This window comes from Streptomyces sp. NPDC028928 (assembly GCF_055564915.1).
Window position 1 is genome coordinate 673609 of sequence record NZ_JBVHVI010000001.1, and the last position, 20522, is coordinate 694130.

The following is a 20522-nucleotide window of genomic DNA, read 5'->3' on the forward strand; positions in this document are numbered from 1 at the left end:
GCCGGTTCCGGATCAAGGAACTGCCACTCTGTGCGGGACGAAGTGTTCCGCTCGGTGCCGCTGGGGGGCAGGCGTGACGGTCGAGGAGTCCACCCGCGGTTCCGTCCGGAGGGTGCCGCGGCATGTGGCCTGCGTGATGGACGGGAACGGCCGCTGGGCGGCGCGGCGGTCGTTGCCGCGTACGTCGGGTCACCGCGCGGCGGAGACGACGGTGATCGACGTGATCGAGGCGGCGCGGACGGCCGGCGTGGAGTGGCTGAGCCTGTACGCGTTCTCCACCGAGAACTGGCAGCGCCCGAGCACCGAGGTCGACTTCCTGATGCGGCTGGTCCGCCGGGTGGTACGCAAACACGCCGCGCTGCTGCACGCGCGCGGGATCCGCTGCCGGTTCCTCGGCGTGGCGGATCCGCGCATCCCCCCGGCTCTGGCCCGGGACTTCGCCGATCTGATGACGCTGACCGGCGAGAACCGGGGCATGACGCTGACCGTCGCGTTCGACCACGGCGGGCGCCGGGACATCGTGGCGGCGGCCCGGTCCCTGATCCGCAGCGGAGTGCCGGCCGAGGCCGTGGACGAACGGAGCTTCGCCGCTCATCTGCCGTTTCCCGACACACCCGATGTGGACCTCGTCATCCGCACCTCCGGGGAACAGCGCATCTCCAACTTCATGCTCTGGCAGGTCGCCTACGCGGAGTGGATGTTCCCGCCGGTCCTCTGGCCGGACTTCCGCGCGACGCACTTCCTGGAGTGCCTGCACACCTATCAGCAGCGCGACCGCCGCTTCGGTGGCGTCTCGCCGTACACGAACGGAGAACGACGCCCGTGACGGACACGGCCCGCAACGAGCCCAGGGACACCGGTGGCACCTCCGGTGCCGGGGGCGATCAGCTCTTCGGTCCGGGCAGCCGGTTCCAGGCGTTCTTCAACGATCCGCGCTGGGCGCTGGCGGTCGTCCGGGCGACGGTGCTGGAGGCCGCGCACCCGCAGGTCGGCGGGGCCCTGATCGACAACTCGACGTTCGTGGCCCACCCGTGGCGGCGGCTGCGGAACACGGTCGTGAGCCTGCAGCGCATGTTCGGGGCCGACGACGAGGTACGGCGCAGGGAGGCGGCGCGGCTGAACCGGCTGCACGCCCGGCTCAGAGGCACGGACGCGCGCGAGCGGCCCTACGACGCGATGGATCCGGCGGTGCGGGCGTGGGTGGTGGCGACGCTCTTCGAGAGCAGCGTCACGATGTGCCGTCTCAGCGGACAGCCACTGGAGCAGCCGGACATGGAGCGGCTGTACGCCGAATTCCGGGCGTATCTCGCCGCCTTGGACGGGGATGCCCGTCATCTGCCGTCGACCGTGCAGGAGTTCTGGCCGTACTACGACCGTGTGGTGGAGGAGGAGCTGGAGAACACGGAGGCGATGCGGGTCATCCTCTACCGGCTCTTCGACCATCTGCCCGCGCCACCGCTGCTGCAGGGTCTGCCCACGCTGTGGGCGGCCGGCCGGGCGCTCGCCGGACCCCTCGTCGGTGTGATCACCGTGGCCTCCCTTCCGGAGCCCTTCCGCCGCCGGGCGGGGCTGCCCGAGCTGCCCGGCGCCCAGACGCTGATGCAGGGCGCCTATCTGGGTGTCGGTCTGGCCCGGTTCCTGCCGAGCGGCTGGCTCCGGACCGAGGCCCTCGCCGACCTGCTCGCCCTCTCCCCCGACAGCGACGACCCCCGGGCCCGGACGATCGGCGCGCTGCGGGACCGGATGAAGCGGGCCGGGGCCCTCGTACGGCTGATCACCCCCCTTCCGCCGGAGCCGGACCCCGACGCGGGAGGCGCCGCGCGGCGCGGTGCGGAGGAGTTCTTCGCGGCGGTGCTGGACCAGACCGGGGACGGCTACCTGGACTGGCCCGACCTCGCCGCCATGGCCCGGGAGATCGCGGGACGGCTCGACCTGGACGAGCCGGAGGAGACGCGGCTCTACGACGCGTTCGCCGGCTGGTGGCGGGAGCTGCAGACGGCCCTCGACACCGACGGCGACGGCCGCGTCAGCGCCCCGGAGTACGCGGCGGCCGTGCCGTCGCTCGCCGGTCCCGCCCTGATCAGGGTGGCCGAGGTCCTCTTCGACGTCACCGACGCCAACGGCGACCAGCGCATCGACGCGGACGAGTACCGGGCCCTGTTCCGCAGAGGCTTCCGACGGGACAGGGCCGGCGCGGACGACACGTACGCGCGGGGCGCGTTCGTACGGGACTTCCTGGCCTTCATGGCGGGCCGGGAACGCTCGTCCCCCTACGACCCGCTGCTCTCCGACGCGTGACCGCGGGCCTCGGCGGGCCGCGCGGTCAGCCGAGGCCGAGGACGCTCAGGGTGCGTTCGGCCATGCGCTGCTCGCCGAGGGCGTTGGGGTGGACGGGGACGACGCTCTGCCCGAACAGGAGCGGTTCGATCCACCGGGTGCCGACGGGCCGGCAGGCGTCGTGCCCGGCGGAGGCCTCGGCGAAGTCCACGTACGTCGCCCCCGTCTCCTCGGCGGCCCGCCGGACCACCGCGTTGAGGTGCGCCTGCAGGGCGTGCAGGTACGGCACGTCGCCGGTGGCGACCGGGAGTCTGACGAAGCAGGACGGGTCGGCCGTGGCGGGCGTGATCCACGGGTACCCGAGCACCGCCACCCGGGCGTGCGGGGCCTTGGCGCGCACGCTGCGGAGCGCGGACTTCAGCGCGGGATAGGTGCCGGCGTCGATCTCGTCGTCGAAGGACGTGCCGTACCGGTCCTTGCAGGGACTGCCCTTGCCGCCGCTGAGGACGCCGGCGGCTCCGCAGGCGGTCACGGCGTTGATGAAGGTGCCGTTGTCGTTGCCGCCGATGGTGAGGGTCACCAGGTCGGTGTCCTCGGTGAGGGCGTCCGTCTGGGGGGCGACGCCGGGGTACTGGGCCTCGGTGAAGTCCTTGGTCTGGGCGGCCCCGCAGGTGACGTCCGTCAGCCGGGCGGCGGTCCGGGCGGCGATGACGTGGGGGTAGTTCGCCGTGGATCGCAGGCAGAGCGGGCTGGTGATGTCGACGGGAAGGACGCCCGAGGCGGCGCTGTAACTGTCGCCGAGGGCCGCGTAGTCGAGGGGGGCCGTGGCCTGGGCGGGGGCCGCGGTGAGGCCGAGGGCCAGTGCGCCGACGGCCGCGCAGGCGGCGGTGAGGGCTCGGCGCAGGGCGGGCATGGGCATGTGGTGCTCTCCCTTCTCGGGGTGGAACACGGACGTCTCGGGCCGGGACACGGACTTGTGGGGCCGGGACTCGAGACGGACGGGCATGACGGTGCCGTGCGCGGGCGTGCGGGATCGCCGGGACGGGGCGGCTCGATCGAGCAGAAGGGCGTGCGGGGCCGCGAGACGGCGGCCCGGGAACGGCGGGGTTACCGCGGGGTACTACCGCTAGGTAATGTGAGGCCGCCCCGACGCCGAGTCAACATTGTCGACAGAACTTCTTGAAACAGGGACCGCACTGATAGAGCGGCCGTTTCGGGGGCACCCGGAGGGCAGGACCACTGTCAGCAGCTGGAGGCACGTCATGATCGCCCTCGGCGTCATCCTTCTCATCGTCGGTTTCGTCACCGGCATCTCGATCCTGTGGACCATCGGCGTGATCCTGCTGGTGGTCGGAGCCATCCTGTGGATCATGGGATCCATGGGCCACGCGGTCGCCGGCCGCCGCCACTACTGGTGAACGGCGACATGTGATCCGTGTCCGGCGGGCGCGCCTCAGCGCTCGCCGGGCACCGGCTTCTCCCCGACGAAACGCCGGATCTCCCCGGTCAGCGCGACCGGGTTGTCCAGCTGGACCAGGGTCCGGGCGTCGGGGATCTCCACGTACCGTGAGTCCGGCAGCAGCTCGGCCAGCCGGCGCCCGGTCGCGAGCGGCATCATGCGGTCCTCGGCACCCCAGGCGACCAGGGCGGGCCGGGTGAACGAGGGGAGGTTCCGGGCCGCTTCCCGGTAGCAGTCCTTCCGTGTGGCGCGCAGGAACTTGGCCAGGTCGCGCCGGATATGGCGGTTCGTCAGCAGCGGGCCGTACCATCGGGCGATCAGCTCCTTCGGCAGCCGCCGTTTCGCCATGCCCCCGAGCGAGGTCTCCATGCGGGCGAGGAAGGGGAAACGGAAGGACTGGACGAGGAGGAAGAGCCCGCCGGGGATCCTGGACGCCACCTGGAGCAGCCGGCCCTGGACTCCGGGCGGGTAGTTGTCCAGCGCCTCGCAGGAGGTCAGGACGAGCCGGGCGATGCGCTCGTCCCGGACGCCGACCAGGAGTTGGGCGGTACCGGTGTCGTTCTGGACGAGGGTGACGTCCCGCAGGTCCAGGCGGTCCATGAACTCCGCCAGGAGACGGGCGACGCCGTGCGCGGAGAGGTCGGCGTCGGGCCGCATCGGGCGCCGGTGGCTGCCGATCGGCAGGACGGGGACCACCACGCGGAAGTCCGGCCGCAGCCCGGCGACGACCTCGGCCCACACCGACTCGTCGAAGCCGAGGCCGTGCACGAGGACCACCACGGGCCCGTCGCCTCCGGTGTCGTCGTAGTCGATGGTGCCCGCGCTCAGCTCGATCTCCGGCATGCCCTGCCTCCGCCCGTTCGTTCCAGCGATCACCGGACCGTCACTAGATAGATCGTTCTAGTGACAGAATAGGCCCCGACCGGCCGACGGCGACAGCGGCTTCCCGGAGGTTTCAGCCGTGAGTGAGGGCAGGGCCACGAGCACCCATGACACCCGGCGGCGCATCCTGGCCGCCGGCACCGAGCTGTTCCGGCGCAGGGGCTACACCGGCACCGGCATGAAACAGATCGCCGAGAGCGCCGGAGCGCCCTTCGGCTCGATCTACCACTTCTTCCCCGGCGGGAAGGCGCAGCTGGGCGAGGAGGTGATCCGCAGCTCGGGCGCCGGGTACCTGGAACTCATCACCACGCTGATGACGCCGTACGAGGACCGGGTCGCGGCCACCGCCGACGCCTTCACCGCGGCGGCGGGCACCCTCGCCGAACTCGACTTCGCCGACCCCTGCCCCATCGCGACCGTCGCCCTGGAGGTGGCGAGCACCGACGAGACGCTGCGGCAGGCCACCGCGGAGGTGTTCGACAGCTGGACCGACCGTCTCGCCGCCTACTACGCCGAGGGCGGCATCCCCGCGCCGGCCGACCGGGAGACGGCGACCTCCGTCATCGCCCTGCTGGAGGGCGCGTTCATGCTCGGCCGGGCGGCGCGCAGCACCGCGCCGGTCCTGGCGGCGGGCACGGCGGCAGCGGCGATCGTACGGTCGGCGCTGGCCACGGGGTGAGGCGGCCGGCGCCGTCAGGCCGGCCGGACCGCCCGGCGGAGATCGCGGAGGAGGGCGATCTCGGCTCCGTGGTGCAGCACCTCCTGGTTGACCCACCACACGATGTCCCGGAAGGGCTCCTCCGCGTCGCTGCCGTAGGGGTAGGCGCAGTACCCGACCGCGTCCAGCGCGGCGTCGTCCGCGCCCAGCAGGACGGCCCGCCAGGCGGCGGCCCCGGAGGCGAAGGCCTCGACGGCTCCGGCGGCGTCCCCGCTGACGGGGTGGTCCTCCCGGGTCGCCGCGCGGCTGCCGGTGGTGTGGTCGGCACGCAGGACCAGCATCTCGGTGAGGTGGCTCAGGCGCCAGGCGATCGTGGTGACCGGCGGTGGCCAGGGATGCGGATACGCGGCTGCGTCGCGGCCCCAGTCGCCGGCGCCGGCCAGGAAGGCCGCCCGTGGGCCCGGGCCGGCCGTCCGCGGTCGGACCGACCAGCAGCCGGGCACCGGCTCCCAGAGGTACTCCTCGTCGGTCAGGGGATCGACCCTGGTGTCCGCGCCGTCACCGCTGTCCATGACGGGTCCGCGCAGGCGGCCGAGGAGCCGCTCGCACGCGAAGTCGAACTGGTCCAGCAGCGGACGCAGGCGGGGCGGTGTCGTCATCGGCTGCCCTCCGGGAGGCGTGGCGGTCACCGGCCGGCCCGCCCCGCGTACTTGTCCGTGGCCGCCACCAGCGCCTCGGGCATGCCGGGCGCCCCGGCGTTGTGACCGGCGTCGTCCACGATCACCAGCTCGCTGTCCGGCCAGGCGTGATGGAGCCGCCAGACGACGCCGAGGAGGTTGCCCAGGTCGAGGCTGCCCTGGACGAGGGTGCCGGGGATCCCCTTCAACAGGTGTGCGTCACGGAGCACCACGCCGTCGCCGCCGTTCTCGCCTTCGCCGCCGTTCTGGGCGTCGCCGTCGCCGTCGCCCAGGAAGTGGCCGTTGCCCCAGTAGTGGGTGACGGTGCGGGCGAAGCCCTGGCGGAAGACCGGGTCCTCGAAGCGCTCGACGGAGCGTGGGGGTGCGGGGATGGTGGCCGTCTCCCAGTCGGTCCAGGCCCGCGCGGCCCGCTCCCGCACCTCGGGATCGGGGGATTCGAGCAGCCGGTTGTAGGCCGCGGCGAGGTTGCCGTCCCGGTCGTCGGCGGGCAGCCCGGACAGGAACGCCTCGAAGGCCGCCGGGAACAGCCTGCCCAGCCCCCGGGTCAGCAGCTCGACCTCGGCGTCCGAGCCGGTGGCGACCCCGGTGAGGACCAGTTCGGTGACGACGCCGGGACGGGTCTGGGCGTAGCGCAGCGCGAGCGCGGAGCCCCAGGACACGCCCCACACCAGCCAGCGCCCGATATCCAGGTGGCGGCGCAGCAGCTCCAGGTCGGCCAGGAGACGGTCCGTCGTGTTGACGCTCATGTCGGTGTCGTGGCGGCTCGCGTGCGGGGTGGACCGGCCGCTGCCGCGCTGGTCGAGCAGGACGATCCGGTAGGCGGCCGGGTCGAACAGGCGGCGGAGGTACGGGGAGCTGCCGGAGCCCGGTCCGCCGTGCAGGACGAGGGCGGGCTTGCCGTCCGGGTTGCCGCACGTCTCCCAGTACACGTGGTTGCCGTCGCCGACGTCGAGCATGCCGTGCGCGTACGGTTCGATCTCCGGATAGAGAGGCATCCGGGCACCGTAGCGCGCACCGCGCCGCGCTGTCCGCCGGATTGCGGCCGTGGTCGGCGGTCCGGGGCCCCGTGCGGCCCCGGACCGCGGTCGACTGTCGCGGAAGCGCCGCGGAATTGTCCGTGATCCGTAACAGAGGGATCCCCTGTCCGGTCCTCACCGTCCTGCCAGGTGCGAACGCATCGGCACGGACAACTGACGCAGGGGGCGGGACGGATATGGCGCGGCATGGCGGGCGGGGATGGTACGGCCGGGTGGTCGCGGCGGCGGTCGGGGTCACGGCGGTGGCCGCCGCCACCTCGGTATGGACCGCACAGGCCGGCCAGAGCGGCGGCTCGGCTGCTCCGGCCAAGCCCGCCAAGCCGAAGACGGCGGCCGTGTCCGCGGCCATCGCCCACGCCTCCGACCGGGGTGAGCACGCGGTCAACATCACCATCGACGACGGCCCGGACCCGGTCTGGACCCCGCAGGTGCTCCAAGTGCTGCGGGACAACGGCGTGAAGGCGACGTTCTGCATGGTCGGCACCCAGGCCCAGGCGCACCCGGACCTGGTCAAGCAGGTCGTGGCCGCCGGGCACCGGCTGTGCGACCACACCGTGTCGCACGACACCACCATGGACACCAAGTCGCAGGCCTATCAGGCGCAGCAGATCGTGGACGCGGAACGGCAGATCACCAAGGCGTCGGGGGGCGTCCGTCCGATGTACTACCGGGCGCCGGGCGGCGCCTTCACGCCGTACAGCCGGAAGCTGGCGGCCTCGCACGGGATGCGGCCCCTGGGCTGGAACGTCGACTCGAAGGACTTCGAGCGGCCGGGCAGCGACGCGATCATCTCCACCGTGAAGAGCGAGGTGGCCAACGGGCCCACGATCCTCTTCCACGACGCGGGCGGCGACCGTTCGCAGACGGTGGCGGCACTGCGCACTCTGCTGCCCTGGCTGAAGCAGCAGGGGTACGACTTCGGCTTCCCCTTGCGCTGAGAATCCGGCGTCGCGTTCGGTCCGCCCCTCTTGTGGGCGTGTTCATGCAGCCTCTAGCCTCCGAGGCGTTGTGCACAGCGAAATAGTCATTGCGCATGCTGCAACGCCTCATCGGAGGAGCACTCCATGAACCTGTCCGTCCGTCTCGCGGGGTTCACGGCGCTCGCCGCCGCCCTGGCCACCGCCTGCGCGCCCCAGACCTCCGGCACCTCCTCCCCCGGCACGGACGAGAAGAGCGGCACCCTGCGGGTGTGGCTCTTCCAGGAGGTCGACAACCAGCCCAAGCAGCACGTGGTCGACGCCGTCCTCGCCCGCTTCGAGAAGGCGCACGGGGACACCGAGGTCAGCGTCGAGTACATCCCGGTGGAGACCCGCGCCCAGCGCATCAAGGCCGCCTTCAACGACCCGGAGTCCGCGCCGGACGTCATCGAGTACGGCAACACCGACACCGCCGGCTATGTGCGCGACGGCGGGCTCCTGGACGTCACCCGGGAGTTCGACGCCTGGAGCGAGGCCGGGGACACCGACCCGACCGCCCGGCAGTCGGTCACCGTGGGCGGCAGGGTCTACGGGGCGCCCTACTTCGTCGGCGTCCGCGCGCTGTACTACCGGACCGACATCTTCCGCGAACTCGGCCTCGCCGTACCGAGGTCGCAGGCCGAGCTGGTCTCGACGGCCGAGCGGATCCGCGCCGAGAAGCCCGGCCTGTACGGCCTCGCCGTCGGCGGCGCCTACACCTACGGCGCGCTGCCCTTCATCTGGGCCAACGGCGGTGACCTGGCCACCGGCGAGGAGGGGTCGTACGCCTCCGCCCTCGACAGCCCCGCCGCCCGGAAGGGCATCAAGGCCTACACCTCGCTCTTCGGCGACGACAACTGTCCCGCCGCCAGGTGCGCGGGCATGACCGGCAACGACACGGTGACCGCGTTCGCCTCCGGCAAGGCGGCCATGGCGATCGGCGGCGACTTCAGCCACGCCGCCGTGGAGGCGGGGAAGGTCAGGGGGAAGTACGCGGTGGTGCCGCTGCCGGGGGTGAAGCCCGGCTCGATCGCCCCGGCCTTCGCGGGCGGCAACAACATCGGCGTCCTGAAGAGCACCGCGCACCGCACGCTCGCCGTGGACCTGATGAAACGGCTCGCCTCGAAGAAGACGCAGCGTGACCTCTTCGACGCCATGGGCTTTCTGCCGACCTTCACGGACGTACGGCGGCAGGCCGCGGCGAAGGAGCCGTTCGTGAAGCCGTTCGTCCAGACCCTCGCCGCGGGCACCGAGTTCGTGCCGGCCTCGCCCGCCTGGGCGCAGATCGACTCCTCGCTGGTGCTGCCGACCATGTTCCAGGAGATCATCAGCGGCAGGAAGGACGTGGCGGCCGCGTCCGAGGACGCGGCGCGGAAGATGAACGACGCGTTCGGCTCGGCCGGATGAGCCGCCGCACACCGGACACGGCCCGGCGCTTCCAGGGCGGGTGGACGCCCTGGTTCTGTCTGGCTCCCGCTCTGCTCGTGCTCGGCGGGCTGCTGGTCTACCCCGTCTACCAGCTGGGGCTGATGTCCGTTCTGGAGTACACCCAGGCCCAGGTCAGCGGCGGGGAACCGACCCGCTTCCGGGGCCTGGCCAACTACACCGAGCTGTTCGCCGACGACCAGTTCTGGCAGGTGCTGCTGGCCACGGTGGGTTTCGCGGCGGCCTGTGTGGTCTCCACACTGGCGGTCGGCTGCGCGCTCGCCGTCCTGCTCACCCGCGTCCGCGCCCTGCCCCGGCTCGCGCTGCTGCTGGCCGCGCTGGGCGCGTGGGCGACACCGACGATCACCGGCTCGACGGTCTGGCTGTTCCTCTTCGACCCCGACTTCGGTCCGGTGAACCGTCTGCTGGGGATCGGCGACTTCTCGTGGACCTACGGCCGGTACAGCGCCTTCCTCCTGGTCCTGCTGGAGGTGGTGTGGTGCTCGTTCCCGTTCGTGATGGTCACCGTCTACGCCGGCATCCGTGCCGTGCCGGCAGAGGTACTGGAGGCCGCCGCGCTGGACGGCGCCTCGCAGTGGCGGATCTGGCATTCGGTGCTGGCGCCGATGCTCCGGCCCGTCCTGGTCATCGTCACCGTCCAGTCGGTGATCTGGGACTTCAAGGTCTTCACCCAGATCTACGTCATGACGGGCGGCGGCGGCATCGCCGGCCAGAACCTGGTCCTGAACGTCTACGCCTACCAAAAGGCCTTCGCGTCCTCGCAGTACAGCCTCGGCTCGGCGATCGGCGTCGTGATGCTGCTGATCCTGCTCGCCGTCACGCTCGGGTACCTGCGGCTGCTGCGCCGCCAGGGGGAGGAACTGTGAGCCTCGTACGACGTCCCGTCCCCCGTCTTCCGGTACGGCGCCCCTGGCGGTCGGCGGCCGAGGCGAGCGCGCTGCTGGTCGCCGCGGTCGTCGCCTTCCCCCTGTACTGGATGCTGCTGAGCGCCCTGAAACCGGCCGGGGAGATCGAGTCCACCGAGCCGAGGCCCTGGACGTCCTCGCCCTCCCTGGACTCCTTCCGGCGCGTGTTCGGGCAGCACGACTTCGGCCGGTACTTCGTCAACAGCCTCGTCGTCGCGGTGAGTGTGGTGATCGCCTCCGCCTTGATCGCCTTCCTCGCCGCGACCGCGGTGACCCGCTTCCGGTTCCGTTTCCGGACCACCCTGCTGATCATGTTCCTGGTGGCCCAGATGGTGCCGGTGGAGGCGCTCACCATCCCGCTGTTCTTCCTCATGCGCGACCTCGGCCGGCTGAACACGCTTGGTTCGCTGATCCTGCCGCACCTGGCCTTCTCGCTGCCGTTCGCGATCTGGATGCTGCGGGGGTTCGTGAGCGCCGTTCCGGAGTCCCTGGAGGAGGCCGCGTACCTCGACGGGGCGAGCCGGGCGCGCTTCCTGTGGCGGATCCTCCTCCCGCTCGTCCTGCCGGGCCTGGTCGCCACCAGCGTGTTCTCCTTCATCTCCGCCTGGAACGACTTCCTGTTCGCCAAGTCGTTCATCATCAGCGACACCTCGCAGTCGACGCTGCCGATGGCCCTGCTGGTCTTCTACAAGCCGGACGAGCCGGACTGGGGCGGGGTCATGGCGGCGTCCTCGGTGATGACGGTTCCGGTCCTGGTGTTCTTCGTCCTCGTCCAGCGGCGGCTGGTCTCCGGGCTGGGCGGAGCGGTGAAGGACTGATCCCGGCTGGCCCGAACCCGGCCGCTGCCGTGTCCTGGAGAGGTGCGCATCGGCGCACCGGTCCGGCGGCGGGAGCCGGTATCCGTGTGGCCGCGGATCAGCGGACGGAGACAGTGATGAAGATCGTGGTCGTCGGAGGCACGGGGCTCATCGGCTCACAGGTGGTGGCGCTGGTGCGCGGGAACGGGCACGAGGCCGTGCCCGCCTCTCCCTCCACGGGTGTGAACGCCCTCACCGGCGAGGGGCTGGCCCCGGCGCTCGAGGACGCGGACGTGGTCGTGGACGTGTCGAACTCCCCGTCCTTCGACGCGGAGCCGGCGCTGGAGTTCTTCACCCGTTCGGCGCAGCACCTGTGCGCCGCCGAGAAGGAGGCCGGCGTTCGCCACCATGTCGCGCTGTCCATCGTCGGCGTCGACCAGGTGCCCGACTACGGCTACTACCGGGCCAAGGTCGCCCAGGAGCAGGCCGTGCGCGCCGGCGGAGTGCCCTACACCATCGTGCGCGCCACCCAGTTCTTCGAGTTCATCGGTCCGGTGATGGACATGTCCACCGAGGACGGGGAGGTACGGCTGCCGTCCACGCGGCTGCGTCCGATCGCCTCCGCCGATGTCGCCGCCGCCGTCGCCGAGGCGGCCCAGGGCGAACCGGCGAACGGCATCCGCGAGATCGCGGGCCCCGAGGTGCACGGACTCGACCGGCTCGGTGAGATCACCCTGGCCGTGAGGCCGGACGGCCGCAGCGTCGTCACGGACGAGACCGCCGGGCCGTTCGCGGGCATGCCGGACGTGCTCACCGGCGACGACACCGCGCACCTGGCGTCCACGCGGTACGAGGACTGGCTCAGGCTGCACTGACCTTGTACCCGGCGCGGAACGGGCCGTCTGAGGTGGGGGTTCGGGGACCGGTCTGGGAGCATGGCCGTGTGGACGGGTATCCGGCTTCCGGCGGGGCCGAGCCGGTGGACGCGCTCGATGTGGCGCCGACGCCCCGGACGGCGGTGGCGTGGCTGCCGCCGCCGGAGCTGTGGGCACCGATCCAGGACATCCGCTGGGAGCACGATCCGCAGGTACGGCGGTGGCCGCCGCATGTGAACCTGCTGTTCGGCTTCGTACCGGAGGAGGAGTTCGAGCGGGCCCTGCCGCTGCTCTCCGCCGGGGCGGCACGCAGTACGGCGTTCACGGCGCGCCTGGCCGGAGTGCGCAGCTTCCGGCACCGGCACTACGCGACGGTGTGGCTGGACCCGGCCGCGGCCGACCCGGCGCCATGGGACCGGCTCCAGCGGGAGCTGAGCGTGCGGTTCCCGCTCTGTCACGGCCGCAGGGGGCGCTTCACCCCGCATCTCTCCCTCGGCCGGACCCGGGACCCGAAGCCCCTGGCAGCCGAGTGCGCCGCCCGGCTCGGCACGCTGACGGCGGAGGTCGAGGAGGTGGTCGTGCTCTCCCGGCGCGACGAGGAGCCGATGCGGCCCCGGGCCGTGATCACCCTGGGCACGGGCGAGGTCCGCCGCACGCGGGAGTACTGACCCGGCCCCGGCAGGCGGAAGGCGCCCCCGGCCGGGGGCGCCTTCCGGGACGTCGGCGGCAACCGGGCCCGCCGGCCGCTAGAAGAGGGCCTTGTAGCCGTCCCAGCCGGTGCCGGTCTTCGTACGGGCGCCGAACGAGCCCGTACCGTCGCCGTTGCTGCGCCACAGCGTGCCGGAGGTGTCGCGGGCGACGAGGTCGGCCTTGCCGTCGCCGGTGAGGTCGCCCGCGCCGACGACGGCGTTGTAGGAGGACCCCCAGTCGGCGGCGACCTTGGCGCGGGCGCTGAAGGTGCCCGACGCGGTGCCGTTGTACCGCCACAGGGTGTTGGACCGGTCCTGCACCAGCAGGTCACCGCGGCCGTCGCCGTTGAGGTCACCGGCGCCGACGACCTTCTTGTAGCCCCGCCAGTCCGCGTACAGCTTCACCCGCGCGGACAGTTTGCCCGTGCTGGTCGCCTTGTACAGGTACACCGTGCCGGTCCCGGCGCTGCGCGCGAGCAGGTCGGCGCGTCCGTCGCCGGTGACGTCGCCCGGCGAGGTCAGCACGTCGTACTGGTCGAAGCCGCTGCCCAGCGAGGTGTACGGCGTCGACGTCGTGAGGGCCTTGCCGCAGCCGGGCCGGTACCCGCGCAGGGTGCCGTCGGAGCGGCGGACCAGGACGTCGTTGCAGCGGTCCCCGTCGAGGTCGCCGACCGGGACGGCCTTGATCGTGGCCGGCCAGCCGGAGGCGGAGACCTTGCCGGCGAAGCCGCCCTTGCCGTCGCCCTTCTGGATGCTCAGCGAGCCGGAGGAGGTGAGGGTGAAGAGGTCGCCGATGCCGTCGGAGCCGGCGTGGTCACGCGGTACCGCCGCCGCGCCGGTGACGTGGACGGTACCGGTGGCGGACAGGGCGGAACCGGTGCCGTCGGCGGGGGTGGCGGACAGGGTCCAGGTGTAGGCGCCGTTGGGCACGAGGGCACCGGACTGGTTCCTGCCGTCCCAGACGGCCTTGACCGAGCTGCGGGTGGCGCCGCCCTGCCAGGTGCGCTGCACGGCCCCGGTGGTGGCGCTCCTGAGGGTCAGCTTCCAGGAGGACGCCGGCTTGGACAGCCACCAGCGGCCGTTCCACCGCGCGCTGCCGCCGGCCGCCGCGAAGGAGGTGGGGGCGAGGGCGTCGGGCACGCTGAGCCGGGCCGGCAGCCAGGTGTCGTCGTAGGCGCCGACGACGTGGACGGTGCTGTCCGCGTCCACGTAGGCGACCTTGTTGGAGCGGCGGTCGACGGTCCAGGTGACACCGCGGGTGTCGGGCGCCGTCGTGGGGGCCACGCCGCGGACGGGGTCGAGGGTGTCGGCGACGTCGTTGTAGAACCGCGTCATCCGGATCAGCTTCGCGGCGGGGTCGTAGACGCCGAGGAAACCGTCGCCGAGGAGGGCGTCGCCGACCGGGGCCTGGTAGCCGTAGCCCGGCTGCGCGGGCCGGAGGATCCCGGCCCGGTTCTCGGCGGCGCAACTCCAGTACAGCAGGGTGCCGTTGGTGCGCAGATCGCCCGGTACGCAGGCGGTGTCCAGGGTGAGGGTGCGGACGGTCTTCCCGGTGCGCAGGCTGGTTCCGGTGATCTGGCCGGCCGTGGCGGACGGCGTCCACAGCGTGCTGTAGTCGAGCGCCGCGGCCTGCGCCTTCTGCTCGCGGACGACCTTGCCGGCGGCGATGTCCACGACGTACTGCCTGCCGCCGCCCTGGTAGAGCACGTACTGCGGGGAGACGTCCAGGATCCGGCCGCCCGCGGCGGGCAGCGGGATGTTCCCGTGCGGGTCGTCGGCGGTGGTGAGGACGTCGTTGCCGGTGGCCGGGTCGGTGGTGAGCTGGGCGAGGCCCTCGTCGCCGCCGTCGGCGAAGCGGCCGGGGCCGGCGCTGCCGGAGGTGGCGGCCGGCGTCAGCGGTGCCCCGCCGGCCGGCGCGAGGGCGGTGCCGATGTCCTGGCCGTGCAGAGTCGCCTTGCCGCGCAGGGAGTTGAGGAGGCGGACGGTGCCGCGGTCCAGGCCGAGCGCACCCACCGTGCCGTCGTGGTGGACGGGCGTCACCGTGTGCCTGGCTGTGGCCTGGACGCCGCCCTGGCCGTCTCCGGAGACGAAGTACAGGGTGCGCGGCCCGTCGGCGGTGGCCCGGCCGAGCACGGTCAGCTCGTTGCCGAACTGCCAGGCGCCTTCGACGTCGGCCAGCACCGGGGCCGCGTCCGGGGCGAGGGACTGGTTGTGCAGCGGTCCGCCCGGACCCTCGTACCAGAGGAGGGTGTTGTCCACCACGAAGGAGGTGACCTCGCTGTCCGGGGACGAGGTGGGCACGGTCCGGACGCCGGGGGTTCCGTCCGCGCTGCCGCGCGCCCTGAGCCGGATGCCGGGCCCGCCCTCCCGGGTGTACCACGACACCCAGGAGCGGGTGAGCCGGAAGCTGCTCGCCGGTCCGGTCACCTGGAGCGGTGTGACCGTGCCGGAGATCCCGTTGACGATGCCGTAGGCGGCACGGCCGTCCTTCTGGTAGCGGACGATGAAGTCGGTGCCCTCGCCGGCGAGGATCTCGGGTTCGGCCTCGGCCGTGGCGCCCTCGGGCAGGTGCACCGGGACGTCGTAGACGGTGCCGCCGTCGGCGCCCCGGAGGACCCGGTACTCGTGGGAACCGTCGGCCAGGTGGCGCGAGGCCAGCACGAACCCGTCGCTGACCTGCGGGTGCTGGTAGCCGTCGGGCAGTGTCAGCGCCGACGAGGTGCCGTCGTCGAGCCTGAGCCGCACGATGCGGGTGCGGCCGTCGCCGGCGGTGGCGGAGTAGAAGACCCGGTTGTCGTAGTCGCTCGTGAAGAAGAAGGACCGTGCGGGCACGTCCTTCAGCCCCGGGACCGGCTTGCCGTTGCCGACCCAGACGTAGCCGTCGGTGCCCTCCTCCTGGTACACCGCGCCGAGGCGGGTGCTGGTGACGACCGTGAGCTGCCGGTCGACGTCGGCGTCGGGCGCGGCGATGGTGACCTCGCCGGTGACGGCGTACGCGGGCGCGAGCGAGGGCAGCGCGAGGCCCGCCGTGACGACGAGCGCGGTGGTGACGGCGGCGGCTCTCCCCAGGCGCGCCGGCCGATGGTGCCGTTCGGGCACGGTTCCCCCCTGTATGTGGCTGTGACAGTGCGGGGGGCGTCGCCGTACGACGCCCCCGCACACGTGTTCGCGAGCATACAGCCGCCCCAGAAGGCGAGTTGGGCGACGGCCGTCACCGCCCCGGTGGCACCGCACGCGTGGACCGACGACGGCTTCCCCCCTGCTTCAGGGGTGGAAAACCGCTGGCCGGGCCGTCGGTCGTGCTGCTGGGATGGGGTGATGCGAGTTGATGTCAGCACCGTCGTGGACCGGGGCCGGTACCCGGACGCGGCGACCCCGTGGGAGGGGGAGTCCTGGCGTGCCGAGGCGCTCGGCTGGGTCGCCGGCCGTCTCACCGCGCACGGCCTCCGCGCGGACGGCGCCCTGGAGGTACGGCTGCGACCGTGGTCGGTGCTGGTCCGGATACCGGTGACGGAGCGGGCGGCCGGCGCGGGACAGGCTGTCGTCTGGTTCAAGGCGAATCCGCCGGCCAGCGCGTTCGAGGGGCCGCTGACCGCCGCGCTGGCCCGCTGGGTGCCGGCGCACGTGCTGCGGCCGCTGGCCGTCGAGGCCGCGCGCGGCTGGACGCTGCTGCCCGACGGGGGCGATCTGTTCCGGGCCGTGCTCGGCCGGGAGCCGGTCGAGCCGCGGGACTGGGAGGCGCTGCTGCGCCAGTACGCGAGCATGCAGTACGCCCTGGTTCCGCACGCCGACGAGATCGAGCGGCTGGGCGTGCCCGCCGCCCGGACCCGCGACCTGCCCGAGGTGTTCGACAAGCTGCTCGCCGGGAACTCCGCGCTGACCCCGGACGAGCGCACCCGGCTGGAGGGTCTGCGGCCCCGGCTCGCGGACTGGTGCGCCGAACTCGCCTCCGCCGGCGTCCCGGACACGCTCGACCACGCCGATCTGCACGACGGCCAGCTGTTCCGGCCGGCACCGGGCCGGTTCACCTTCTTCGACTGGGGCGACGCCACCGTCTCCCACCCGTTCTGCAGCCTGCGCGTCCCTGTCGAACGGGCCTGCGACCGCTACGGCCCGCAGGTGGTGCCCCGGCTGCTCGACGCCTATCTGGAGCCATGGACGGGCGACGGCCGCACGGCCGCGGAACTGCGGCGCGCGGCGGAACTCGCCTGGCGGCTGAGCGCCCTCGGCCGGGCCGCCTCCTGGGGCCGGATGTTCCCCGACGCCTCCGGCGCCGAGCCGGGTGCCGCGGAGGGCGCCGCCTGGCTGCTGGAACTCCTGGGCGAGCCGCCGTTCCGGGCCGGGTGACCGCTCCCCGCGGCAGCGCGGGTCAGGGCAGCGGGGTGCCGCCGGTCGCGTTGAGGATCTCCGCGGTGATGAAGCTCGCCTGGGGTGAGGCGAGATACACGTAGGCGGGGGCCAGCTCGGCGGGCTGGGCCGGGCGGCCGAGCGGGCTCTGCTTACCGAACTCCGCCGTGTCGGGCATGGTCGAGGGGATGAGCGGGGTCCACACCGGCCCCGGCGCCACCGCGTTGACCCGGATGCCGCGCTCGGCGACCATCTGGGCCAGCCCCTGGGTGAAGGTGACGATCGCGCCCTTGGTCATCGCGTAGTCCAGCAGGTGCGGGCTGGGCTGGTACGCCTGCACCGACGTGGAGTTGATGACGCAGCCCCCGGCCGGGATGTGCGGCAGGGCGAACTTGGTCAGCCAGAACATCCCGTACAGGTTCGTCCGCATCACCCGGTCGAACTGTTCGGTGCTGATCGCCTCGATGCCGTCCGGCTGGGACATCTGGTAGGCGGCGTTGTTCACGAGGACGTCGATCCGGCCGAACTCGGCGACCGCCCGCTCGATCAGCGACCGGCAGTTGTCCTCGTCGCGGATGTCGCAGGACACGGCGACCGCCTTGCGTCCGGCGTCCTCCACCAGCCGGGCCGTCTCGCGGGCGTCGTCCTCCTCCTCGTCGAGGTGGGTGAAGAGCACGTCGGCGCCCTCGCGGGCGAAGGCGAGCGCCACGGCCCGTCCGATGCCGGAGTCCCCTCCCGTGATCACGGTCTTGCGGCCGTCGAGACGGCCGGCGCCGCGGTAGGACTCCTCGCCGTGGTCGGGCGGCGGGTCCATCGGGCCGGTCCAGCCCGGGTGCGGCTGGTCCTGGGAGGGGAAGTCGGGGCGGGCGTGCTGTGTGACCGGGTTCGGCCGGTCACCCTGCTGGTCCGTCACGGTTGCCTCCTGCGTCTCGGTAGGACAGGTCAGGCGATCGGGTTCCCTTCTCGTGACGGGCGAAAAGCGCCAGGCGCAGGTCAGGCGGGCCGCATGTCCTGGCCGCCGGTGGCACGCAGCTGGTCCCTGCGGGCGAGGTTGTAGATCCGCAGAAGGTGCTTCGCCACGGCACAGTGCGCGGCGTCGGCATGGCACTGGCGGCAGGTCCGCATGTGCTGCTCGTAGGTGAAGCGCGCGTTTTCCAACGCGTCATTGACAGAAGACATGGACTTCTCCGGGCAGGGCGCGTCCGGGGACGGCGCCGAGTTGACTGACTGGTACACCCGGAACAAGGTCATCATGTTACTGCCGGTACTGGGAAACTCGTACTGTCGGCGCCTCCGCTCCTCACCGCTGCGCGGTGGCCTTCGCCCCGTCCGGCGCCTCCAGGAGGTCTTTCACCCGCCAGGGGCGAAGCCGGAACTTCCGGTTCCTCGTTGTCCCGGGTGATCCGGCACCGCAGGGCCGGCGACCAGGCGAAGGACGAAGCAGCATGGCCTCGACTCCCTTGTGCATCGGCGTTGTCGCGCCCCGGACGGGCCGGCTGGCCCCGCTCGGGGCGCCGCTCGGCTACGTACTGCGCGCGCTGGCGCCGCACCTCACCCACGTCCGCAACAGCGGCCGGCGGTACGAGGTGACCGTCGCCGTACGGGACAGCCGTTCCGAGCCGGAGGCCGCCCGGCGGGCGGTGCGCGCGCTGGCGGACGAGGACGGCGCCCGCATCGTGCTGACCATGGCCGGCACCCGGGTGCTGCCCGCCGTCACCGAGGTCTGCGAGGAGGCGGCGGTGCCCTGTGTGTCCACGGCGTTCCCCTGGCAGGCGTACGTGCACGCCCGGGGCGTCGGTCCGGAGCACCGCTTCCGCTGGACGTACCACTTCGCCTGGGGTCTGGACGACATCGCCCGGGTCTTCGCCGGGCTGTGGGAGGGGATCTCGGCGCGGGGGGCCGTCGGCTGTCTGTGGAACGACGATCTGCAGGGCCGGCTGCTGCGGCACGAACGGTACGGGTTCCCGCCGGCGCTGTCCGGCCGCGGCCACACACTGGTCGACCTCGGGGCGTATCCGGAGCCGGCCGGTGACTTCGGGGAGCAGGTCGGCCGGCTGCGGGAGCACGGCGCCGGCATCGTCACCAGCGCGGCCACCGCGACCGACCTGGCCCTCTTCCACCGCCAGGCCCGGCAGGCGGGACTGCGGCCCCGGCTGATCACCTGCTCGCGCTGGCTGACCTACCCGCACACCCACACCAGCCCCGCCCCCGACGTGCACGCCGAACTCGGCGACGCGCGGGTGGCCACGCTCGTCTACTGGAGCCCCGGTCACCCCTACCGCTCCAGCCTGGACGGCACCACGTGCGCCCGGCTGGCCCGCGCCTACCAGGAGGCCACCGGGTCGTCCTGGCTCCAGCCGCTGGGGCTCGCGCACGCCCTGCTGGAGACCGCGCACCACGCCCTGGCCACGGCCGCCGATCCGGCCGACCGCGCCTCGGTCGCCGACGCCGTCGCCCGCACCCGGCTGGACACCGTCGCCGGCACGCTCGACTGGACCAGCGGCCCGACACCGAACATCGCCCTCCTGCCCCTGGTCGGCGGCCAGTGGCAGCCGGGCCCGGACGGCCCCCGCCTGGCCGTGGTCCGCAACGCGGGCCACCCCCAGGTCCCCCTGACGGGCGACCTGACCCCGGCCCACTGAGCATCCCGCGGGGGCACGGCACCGGTCAGGAAACCGACGCGTTCCGGCCGGACCCGCACGCCCACGCTCTGGGTCCCGGCGGGCACGGCGCGTACCGGATCGAGCACCTCGGGACGGCACCCGACGAACTCCTGCGCACCGGGTGGCGAACTCCCCCACGTCCCACGGGTGTTGACGGTCATCGGCGGGCACGTGGCACACCGGGACCGAGGTCCGGTTTGGTAAGATCGTCCTACGGCATCGCGTGTCGGTCACCGGCCGGGTGAGGCATGGAGGTGCCCGTGAGTTTGCCCTCGGAGGCATTCCACTCATGTCAGTCGAGTTGAACCACACCATCGTCCACGCCCGGGACAATCGGGAGTCCGCCGAGTTCCTGGCCCACATCCTGGGCCTGGAGGTCGGGTCCGAGTGGGGCCCGTTCGTCCCCGTCGACACCAGCAACGGGGTGACCCTGGACTTCGCCACGATCCCGGCGGAGTCGATCGTCATGCAGCACTACGCCTTCCTCATCTCCGAGGAGGAGTTCGACGCGGCCTTCGCCCGCATACGCGAGGCCGGGATCACGTACTACGCCGATCCGCACGGAAAGCAGCCGGGCGAGATCAACCGTCACTTCGGCGGCCGGGGCCTGTACTTCATGGATCCCGCCGGACACGCGATGGAGATCATCACCCGCCCCTACGGCAGCCCCGAGCAGCCGGCGGAGTCCTGAAGTGCCGGGGGGGGGGGGGGGGGGGCCCCCCCCCCCCCCCCCCCCCCCCGGCCCCGCCGGCACCGCATCACCCCCTGCGGGGGGGGAACCTTCCCCCTCTCCCCCCGGGCAAACCCCCCACCGGGGGCGAAACATTCCGGGG

Annotated in this window: 20 protein-coding genes; 13 read left to right on the forward strand and 7 right to left on the reverse strand. The window is 72.7% G+C overall.

The features are described from left to right. Positions 1-73: 73 nt before the first annotated feature. Together uppS and ACZ4U1_RS03085 are read left to right on the forward strand one after the other, a co-directional pair. Positions 74-826, forward strand: coding sequence for a polyprenyl diphosphate synthase (gene uppS, locus ACZ4U1_RS03080; protein ID WP_467898913.1), 753 nt, complete (start codon positions 74-76; stop codon positions 824-826). Then, positions 823-2298, forward strand: coding sequence for an oxygenase MpaB family protein (locus ACZ4U1_RS03085; protein ID WP_467898916.1), 1476 nt, complete (start codon positions 823-825; stop codon positions 2296-2298). Before uppS ends, ACZ4U1_RS03085 begins: the two co-directional genes overlap by 4 nt. A gap of 25 nt (positions 2299-2323) precedes the next feature. Here ACZ4U1_RS03085 and ACZ4U1_RS03090 read toward each other — a convergent pair whose 3' ends face one another. Continuing rightward, the gene (locus ACZ4U1_RS03090) at positions 2324-3196 is read right to left on the reverse strand and encodes an SGNH/GDSL hydrolase family protein (protein ID WP_467900054.1); all 873 of its coding nucleotides are present in this window, start codon (positions 3194-3196) and stop codon (positions 2324-2326) included. A gap of 343 nt (positions 3197-3539) precedes the next feature. Here ACZ4U1_RS03090 and ACZ4U1_RS03095 point away from each other — a divergent pair, with 343 nt between their 5' ends. Continuing rightward, positions 3540-3695 (forward strand): DUF6131 family protein, encoded by a 156-nt coding sequence (locus ACZ4U1_RS03095; RefSeq protein WP_467898918.1) that lies wholly within the window; start codon positions 3540-3542, stop codon positions 3693-3695. A 35-nt stretch (positions 3696-3730) separates the two neighbouring features. On the opposite strand, the gene ACZ4U1_RS03100 is transcribed toward ACZ4U1_RS03095, so the two are convergent. Continuing rightward, entirely contained in the window at positions 3731-4579 is an 849-nt protein-coding gene (locus ACZ4U1_RS03100; protein ID WP_467898920.1) for an alpha/beta fold hydrolase, read from the reverse strand. 118 nt (positions 4580-4697) lie between these two features. On the opposite strand from ACZ4U1_RS03100, the gene ACZ4U1_RS03105 reads away from it, so the two are divergent. After that, a complete protein-coding gene (locus tag ACZ4U1_RS03105; protein WP_467898923.1) occupies positions 4698-5297 on the forward strand; it encodes a TetR/AcrR family transcriptional regulator in 600 nt (199 codons plus the stop codon). A gap of 14 nt (positions 5298-5311) precedes the next feature. Here the strand turns inward: ACZ4U1_RS03105 and ACZ4U1_RS03110 are convergent, their stop codons facing one another. Both ACZ4U1_RS03110 and pip read right to left on the reverse strand, forming a co-directional pair. Further along, positions 5312-5935: a DinB family protein gene (locus tag ACZ4U1_RS03110; RefSeq protein ID WP_467898925.1), complete on the reverse strand. Its 624-nt coding sequence runs from the start codon at positions 5933-5935 to the stop codon at positions 5312-5314. A 26-nt stretch (positions 5936-5961) separates the two neighbouring features. After that, complete coding sequence (gene pip, locus ACZ4U1_RS03115; protein WP_467898927.1) at positions 5962-6969, reverse strand: prolyl aminopeptidase; 1008 nt, start codon at positions 6967-6969, stop codon at positions 5962-5964. A gap of 218 nt (positions 6970-7187) precedes the next feature. On the opposite strand from pip, the gene ACZ4U1_RS03120 reads away from it, so the two are divergent. The 6 genes from ACZ4U1_RS03120 (at position 7188) to ACZ4U1_RS03145 (ending at position 12658) form a co-directional block, all read left to right on the forward strand. Next, a complete protein-coding gene (locus tag ACZ4U1_RS03120; protein WP_467898929.1) occupies positions 7188-7949 on the forward strand; it encodes a polysaccharide deacetylase family protein in 762 nt (253 codons plus the stop codon). 126 nt (positions 7950-8075) lie between these two features. Beyond that, a complete protein-coding gene (locus ACZ4U1_RS03125) occupies positions 8076-9374 on the forward strand; it encodes an extracellular solute-binding protein (RefSeq protein ID WP_467898931.1) in 1299 nt (432 codons plus the stop codon). Continuing rightward, positions 9371-10279, forward strand: coding sequence for a carbohydrate ABC transporter permease (locus tag ACZ4U1_RS03130; RefSeq protein ID WP_467898933.1), 909 nt, complete (start codon positions 9371-9373; stop codon positions 10277-10279). The genes ACZ4U1_RS03125 and ACZ4U1_RS03130 overlap by 4 nt, the downstream gene beginning before the upstream one ends. Next, positions 10276-11136, forward strand: a complete 861-nt coding sequence (locus tag ACZ4U1_RS03135) for a carbohydrate ABC transporter permease (protein ID WP_467898935.1) — start codon at positions 10276-10278, stop codon at positions 11134-11136. The genes ACZ4U1_RS03130 and ACZ4U1_RS03135 overlap by 4 nt, the downstream gene beginning before the upstream one ends. A 116-nt stretch (positions 11137-11252) precedes the next feature. Continuing rightward, the gene (locus ACZ4U1_RS03140; protein WP_467898938.1) at positions 11253-11990 is read left to right on the forward strand and encodes an SDR family oxidoreductase; all 738 of its coding nucleotides are present in this window, start codon (positions 11253-11255) and stop codon (positions 11988-11990) included. Between the two features lie 68 nt (positions 11991-12058). Next, the gene (locus ACZ4U1_RS03145; RefSeq protein ID WP_467898940.1) at positions 12059-12658 is read left to right on the forward strand and encodes a 2'-5' RNA ligase family protein; all 600 of its coding nucleotides are present in this window, start codon (positions 12059-12061) and stop codon (positions 12656-12658) included. 78 nt (positions 12659-12736) lie between these two features. Here ACZ4U1_RS03145 and ACZ4U1_RS03150 read toward each other — a convergent pair whose 3' ends face one another. Continuing rightward, positions 12737-15778, reverse strand: coding sequence for an FG-GAP-like repeat-containing protein (locus ACZ4U1_RS03150; RefSeq protein WP_467898942.1), 3042 nt, complete (start codon positions 15776-15778; stop codon positions 12737-12739). Positions 15779-15997: 219 nt separating this feature from the next. Here ACZ4U1_RS03150 and ACZ4U1_RS03155 point away from each other — a divergent pair, with 219 nt between their 5' ends. Next, positions 15998-17026, forward strand: a complete 1029-nt coding sequence (locus ACZ4U1_RS03155; RefSeq protein ID WP_467898944.1) for a phosphotransferase — start codon at positions 15998-16000, stop codon at positions 17024-17026. 22 nt (positions 17027-17048) lie between these two features. Here the strand turns inward: ACZ4U1_RS03155 and ACZ4U1_RS03160 are convergent, their stop codons facing one another. Beyond that, positions 17049-17939, reverse strand: a complete 891-nt coding sequence (locus tag ACZ4U1_RS03160) for an SDR family oxidoreductase (protein WP_467898945.1) — start codon at positions 17937-17939, stop codon at positions 17049-17051. A gap of 80 nt (positions 17940-18019) precedes the next feature. Further along, positions 18020-18205, reverse strand: a complete 186-nt coding sequence (locus ACZ4U1_RS03165; RefSeq protein WP_467898947.1) for a hypothetical protein — start codon at positions 18203-18205, stop codon at positions 18020-18022. Positions 18206-18471: 266 nt separating this feature from the next. On the opposite strand from ACZ4U1_RS03165, the gene ACZ4U1_RS03170 reads away from it, so the two are divergent. Both ACZ4U1_RS03170 and ACZ4U1_RS03175 read left to right on the forward strand, forming a co-directional pair. Beyond that, on the forward strand, positions 18472-19668 hold the full coding sequence (locus ACZ4U1_RS03170) for an ABC transporter substrate-binding protein (RefSeq protein ID WP_467898949.1): 1197 nt from the start codon (positions 18472-18474) through the stop codon (positions 19666-19668). Between the two features lie 310 nt (positions 19669-19978). Next, positions 19979-20380: a VOC family protein gene (locus tag ACZ4U1_RS03175; RefSeq protein ID WP_467898951.1), complete on the forward strand. Its 402-nt coding sequence runs from the start codon at positions 19979-19981 to the stop codon at positions 20378-20380. Positions 20381-20522: the final 142 nt, after the last annotated feature.

Bases quoted from the DNA above. Each gene is read 5' to 3' on its own strand.
- ACZ4U1_RS03090 (WP_467900054.1), bottom strand. From the start codon at position 3,196: ATGCCCATGCCCGCCCTGCGCCGAGCCCTCACCGCCGCCTGCGCGGCC.
- ACZ4U1_RS03095 (WP_467898918.1), top strand. From the start codon at position 3,540: ATGATCGCCCTCGGCGTCATCCTTCTCATCGTCGGTTTCGTCACCGGC.
- ACZ4U1_RS03100 (WP_467898920.1), bottom strand. From the start codon at position 4,579: ATGCCGGAGATCGAGCTGAGCGCGGGCACCATCGACTACGACGACACC.
- ACZ4U1_RS03110 (WP_467898925.1), bottom strand. From the start codon at position 5,935: ATGACGACACCGCCCCGCCTGCGTCCGCTGCTGGACCAGTTCGACTTC.
- pip (WP_467898927.1), bottom strand. From the start codon at position 6,969: ATGCCTCTCTATCCGGAGATCGAACCGTACGCGCACGGCATGCTCGAC.
- ACZ4U1_RS03120 (WP_467898929.1), top strand. From the start codon at position 7,188: ATGGCGCGGCATGGCGGGCGGGGATGGTACGGCCGGGTGGTCGCGGCG.
- ACZ4U1_RS03125 (WP_467898931.1), top strand. From the start codon at position 8,076: ATGAACCTGTCCGTCCGTCTCGCGGGGTTCACGGCGCTCGCCGCCGCC.
- ACZ4U1_RS03130 (WP_467898933.1), top strand. From the start codon at position 9,371: ATGAGCCGCCGCACACCGGACACGGCCCGGCGCTTCCAGGGCGGGTGG.
- ACZ4U1_RS03140 (WP_467898938.1), top strand. From the start codon at position 11,253: ATGAAGATCGTGGTCGTCGGAGGCACGGGGCTCATCGGCTCACAGGTG.
- ACZ4U1_RS03155 (WP_467898944.1), top strand. From the start codon at position 15,998: ATGCGAGTTGATGTCAGCACCGTCGTGGACCGGGGCCGGTACCCGGAC.
- ACZ4U1_RS03165 (WP_467898947.1), bottom strand. From the start codon at position 18,205: ATGTCTTCTGTCAATGACGCGTTGGAAAACGCGCGCTTCACCTACGAG.
- ACZ4U1_RS03170 (WP_467898949.1), top strand. From the start codon at position 18,472: ATGGCCTCGACTCCCTTGTGCATCGGCGTTGTCGCGCCCCGGACGGGC.
- ACZ4U1_RS03175 (WP_467898951.1), top strand. From the start codon at position 19,979: ATGTCAGTCGAGTTGAACCACACCATCGTCCACGCCCGGGACAATCGG.